This window comes from Massilia sp. CT11-108, assembly GCF_047302915.1.
GTDB lineage: Bacteria > Pseudomonadota > Gammaproteobacteria > Burkholderiales > Burkholderiaceae_D > Telluria > Telluria orientalis.
Genome location: NZ_JBKYMO010000429.1, coordinates 1 through 4,737, shown reverse-complemented (window position 1 = coordinate 4,737; position 4,737 = coordinate 1). Strand labels below are relative to the sequence as shown.

Sequence of the window (4,737 nt, the reverse complement as noted above, 5' to 3'; positions counted from 1 at the left end):
CGGGATCTTGCGCATGCGCAGGTCCGAACGGGGCGGCGTGCGCTGGGGCAGGGCGGAATCGAGCGTCGCTTCGAGGAAGTGCCCGTCGCGCACGACCTTGGCGAACAGGCGCAGCTGGTTGCACGTGCGTCCGCGCTCGCCTTCCAGGCGCGCCGTCGGCAGGCCCGATTCGGCGGAGGCGCGTTCGATCAGCGCGGGGCCGATGTCCATGATGCGGTCGGCGATGGTTTCCAGGAAGCGCGCGCGCAGTTCCAGCGGCAGGTTCCGGTAGGTGTCGAAGGCCTGTTCCGCGAGCGTGCAGGCGGCGGCGACGTCGTCTTCCGTCGCGAGGCCGAATTCCGGTTCCATCTGGGCGCGCGTGGCCGGGTTGAAGGCGCGCGTGGTGCCGGCGCTGCCGCGCACGACGCGGCGGCCGATGATCATTTCACCTTGAATCGTCATGGTTTCTCCTTGCTGGTAGTCGTTCTTGTTATTTTATTGGCCGCCCTGGGCGACGATCAGCTTGTGCAGCATGTCGGATTCTTCCGCCGTCAGGTCGGTCAGCGGTGCGCGCACCGGGCCGCCGTCGTGGCCGACGAGGCGGGCGCCCGCCTTCACGATCGACACGGCGTAACCGGCCTTGCGGTTGCGGATCGCCAGGTAAGGCAGGAAGAATTCGTCCAGCAGGCGGTTCGTCGTCGCGTGGTCGTCCTTGGCGATCGCGTGGTAGAAATCCATCGCGAGCTTCGGCATGAAGTTGAACACGGCCGACGAGTACACCGGCACGCCCAGCGCCTTGTACGCCGCGGCGTAGACTTCCGCGGTCGGCAGGCCGCCCAGGTAGCTGAAACGGTCGCCCATGCGGCGCCAGATCGAGACCATCAGTTCGATGTCGCCGATGCCGTCCTTGAAGCCGATCAGGTTCGGGCAGCGGTCGGCCAGCTTTTCCAGCGAGTCCGGCGTCAGCCGGCACTGCGCGCGGTTGTACACCACGACGCCGATCTTGACCGATTTGCAGACGGCTTCCACGTGCGCGACGAGGCCATCCTGGCTCGCTTCCGTCAGGTAGTGCGGCAGCAGCAGCACGCCTTTCGCGCCGAGGCGCTCGGCTTCCTGCGCGAACGCGATGGCCGCGCGGGTCGGGCCGCCGGCGCCGGCGAGGATGGGCACCTTGCCGGCGCACGTGTCGACGGCGGTCTTGATCACCTGCGAGTACTCGTCATGCGTCAGCGAAAAGAATTCGCCGGTGCCGCCGGCCGCGAACAGGGCGGTGGCGCCGTACGGGGCGAGCCATTCCAGGCGTTCGATGTAGGTGCTGGGGCGGAAGTTGCCTTCTGCATCGAAGTCGGTGATGGGGAAGGACAGCAGGCCGGACGACATGACTTGCTTGAGTTCTTGCGGATTCATTGGGTCTCCAGGGAAGGACGCGCGGGCGCGATGATGTGTCAACAATTGTCAGTCATCGTACAAGTGAGGCGGAAAAAGGGCAAGCACAAATTGTTGGGGCTGCATACAGAGCGATACCGATTTTGGCATCGAGCGATTAAAAAAAGTTATTGGACGCATATTTACGATGCGGTTCAAAATGCAATTTACGCAATGATAGCGGTAACAGATAGCGTTACCACCGCGTAAAGCAGAGGCAGCGGACCGGGATGAGGTGAAGAGAGCACCCTGCCGGGCATCGCGGTTCGCAACCGGACCACACCGATAAAACAAAAACGGAGACACCATGCCAAAGCAGTTCCGCAAGACCCTGATCCACCTCGCCGTCGCCAGTGCCTGCGGCGTCCTCGCCCTCCCGGGCCATGCCCAGGAGACCGCCGCCGCCCCCGCCGATCCCGCTTCGGCACCCGCACCCGCGCCGGCGGCGGCCACACCCCAGGAGGGCGTCAACACCGTCGTCGTCTCCGGCTCGCGCATCGCCGCGCGCGGTTTCAGCCAGCCGACGCCGACGACGACGCTGACGGCCGACGACCTGGCGAAATCCGCCAAGCCGAACCTGTTCAACACGCTGGCCGAACTGCCCGCCCTGCAGGGCAGCACGGGCCGCACGACGTTCACGTACAGCACGTCGAGCGGCGTGCAGGGCCTGTCGTCGCTGTCGCTGCGCGGCCTCGGCACGATCCGCACCCTGACCCTGCTGGACGGCCAGCGCGTCGTCGGTGCGAACGTCACCGGCGTCACGGACGTCAGCCAGTTCCCGCAACTGCTGGTAAAACGCGTGGACGTCGTGACGGGCGGCGCGTCGGCGTCGTACGGTTCCGATGCGGTGGGCGGCGTGGTGAACTTCATCACCGACAAAAAATTCAGCGGCTTCAAGTTCAATGCCGAAGGCGGCATGACGAAGTACCACGACGACAAGAACGGCACCCTGCAGGCCGCGTGGGGCAGGGGCTTCATGAACGATCGCCTGCACGTGACGGCGAGCGGCGAGTTCACGAAGGAGAACGGCATCGATTCGCCGGGCTTCGGCGAAGTGGGCGCGAACGGCCGCAGCTGGTACAAGAACCCGGCGCTGCAGGAATCGACGAAGGCGATGCAGGCCGCGGGCGCGCCGCGCTACAGAAGCATCCAGCACGCGCAGCACATCCAGTACGCGAAGTACGGCCTGATCACGGACGGCCCGCTGAAAGGCACGGCATTCGGTCCGGGCGGCACGCCGTACCCGTTCCAGTACGGGTCGAATTGCGTGGGCAACTTCTGCGTGGGCGGCGATCTGGCGGGCAGCGTGGGCGCGGGCACGAACCTGGCGATGAACTTCAAGCGCCAGGTCGCGTACACGCGCGTGTCGTGGGACCTCGACGCCGATAACGAGATCTACGTGACGGGCAACTGGGCGCAGGTGAAATCCGTGTTCTCGCCGAACCCGGGCGCGGCCAAGCAGGCCAACCTCGGCATCAAGTGCGACAACGCGTACCTGCCGGCGTCGATCGCGGCAGGCTGCGCATCCGGCTATCCGAACGGCGTGATGCAGGTCGGGACGGCGAACGCGGAATTCCCCGCCAATATTTCCGTGCTCCCGACGCGCACGCAGCGCCGCTTCGTCGTCGGTGCGGACGGCCGCTTCACGCTGTTCGGCAAGGACTGGTCGTATGACGCGTACGCGGAACATGGCGAGAACACGACCGTCATCCACGTGCAGGACATCACCCTGAACCGCCGCTACAACTACGCGATCGATGCCGTGCGCGACGCCAGCGGCAACATCGTCTGCCGTGACGCCAACGCGCGCGCCAACGGCTGCCAGCCGATCAACATCTTCGGCGACGTGCCGATCAACATGGCCGGCTGGTCGTACATCGCGCCGCTGAACGGGCCGATGCAGCATACGGATTCGAGCCAGAACGTCGTCAGCGCCAACGTGCACGGCGACGTGGCCGAAGGCTGGGCCGGGCCGATCTCGATGGCCACCGGTTTCGAATGGCGCCGCGAGGACTATTCGGTGGTCGGCGACCCGTACGGCGCCGGCGTGGACCTGCAGTCGCGCTACGGCCCGAGCTATCCGCTCGACACCACGCTGTCGACCGGCGGCGACAACTGGTTCGCCGGGAACTACCACAACGGCCGCGGCGCGTTCAACGTGAAGGAAGCCTACCTCGAGTTCAACATCCCGTTCCTGAAGTCGGCCACGTGGGGCGAGGCGAACCTGAACATCGCCGACCGCGAAGAAAAATACAGCACCGCCGGCCATGCGAGCGCGTGGAAGATCGGCGCGACGTGGAAGACGCCCGTCGACGGCCTGCGCCTGCGCGCCGTCAGCTCCAAGGACGTGCGCGCGCCTAACCTGTCCGAGCTGTATGCCGCGATGACGGTGACGAACCAGGCCGTCAACAACAACCAGGGTTCGTCCATCCAGATCCAGCAGCGCAACGTGGGCAACCCGGACCTGAAGCCGGAAGTGGCCCGCAACAATTCGTTCGGCATCGTGCTCTCGCAACCCGGCTGGGCGCGCGGCTTCAACCTGTCCGTCGACTACTACGACATCAAGGTCAAGAACGTGATCAACTCGCTGGGTCCCCAGCAGGAGGTCGACCTGTGCTACGCGGGCTACCAGAACGTGTGCAGCGCCGTGTCGATCAACGGTGCGGCCGGCACGAACTACGTGCTGGCGCAGAGCTTCAACTTCGCGTCGCTGCACACGCGCGGCGTCGACATCGAGACGGCGTACCGCACGAACCTGCGTGATTACGGCCTGCCGGGCATGTTCACGTTGCGCGGCATGGCGACGCGCACGATCCACTCGGTGTCCGACCCGGGCGTGCCGGGCACGACGCCGAGCGAGGGCGCTGGCAACATGGCGGGCAGCACGCCGAAGTGGAAGGCGCTCCTGACCCAGTCGTGGGACGACGGCAAGCTGGGTCTCAGCCTGACCGAGCGCTGGGTCAGCGCCGGTGTGTTCAGCAACGAGTTCATCGAGTGCCAGACCAACTGCCCGGTGCCGACCGCGGCGCATCCGACGATCTACGACAACCACCTGCCGGGCGCCACGTACATCGACTTCGGTGCGACGTACACGTTCGCGAAGGACTCGATGTTGTACTTCAAGATCGACAACCTGGCCGACCGCGGGCCGGTGCTCGTGCCGCAGACGAACCTCAGTATCGGTATCAATCCGGCGCTGTATGACGTGATCGGCCGCACCTATCGCGCCGGTGTTCGGATGGCGTTTTAAGCAACCGTGGGGGGCCCCGGGGGGGGGGGGGGCCGGGGGGGGGGGGCACAAGAAATTTGTTTTTTTATTATTTTTTTGTTTTT

At 65.5% G+C, this 4,737-nt stretch carries 3 protein-coding genes; 1 reads left to right on the top strand and 2 read right to left on the bottom strand.

Annotated features, from left to right (window positions below; translation table 11 throughout):
- The coding region (locus tag ACEN88_RS24595) for an aldehyde dehydrogenase family protein (RefSeq protein WP_413343901.1) at positions 1 to 441 on the bottom strand (441 nt) is incomplete at its 3' end.
- Positions 442 to 474: 33 nt separating this feature from the next.
- Positions 475 to 1,386 carry a 5-dehydro-4-deoxyglucarate dehydratase gene (gene kdgD / locus ACEN88_RS24590; RefSeq protein WP_413343899.1) on the bottom strand — a complete coding sequence of 304 codons (912 nt, stop codon included), beginning with the start codon at positions 1,384 to 1,386 and terminating at the stop codon, positions 475 to 477.
- Between the two features lie 325 nt (positions 1,387 to 1,711).
- Here kdgD and ACEN88_RS24585 point away from each other — a divergent pair, with 325 nt between their 5' ends.
- A complete protein-coding gene (locus ACEN88_RS24585) occupies positions 1,712 to 4,654 on the top strand; it encodes a TonB-dependent receptor plug domain-containing protein (RefSeq protein ID WP_413343897.1) in 2,943 nt (980 codons plus the stop codon).
- Positions 4,655 to 4,737: the final 83 nt, after the last annotated feature.

Coding starts and splice junctions, on each gene's coding strand:
- ACEN88_RS24585 (WP_413343897.1), top strand. CDS start 1,712: ATGCCAAAGCAGTTCCGCAAGACCCTGATCCACCTCGCCGTCGCCAGT.
- kdgD (WP_413343899.1), bottom strand. CDS start 1,386: ATGAATCCGCAAGAACTCAAGCAAGTCATGTCGTCCGGCCTGCTGTCC.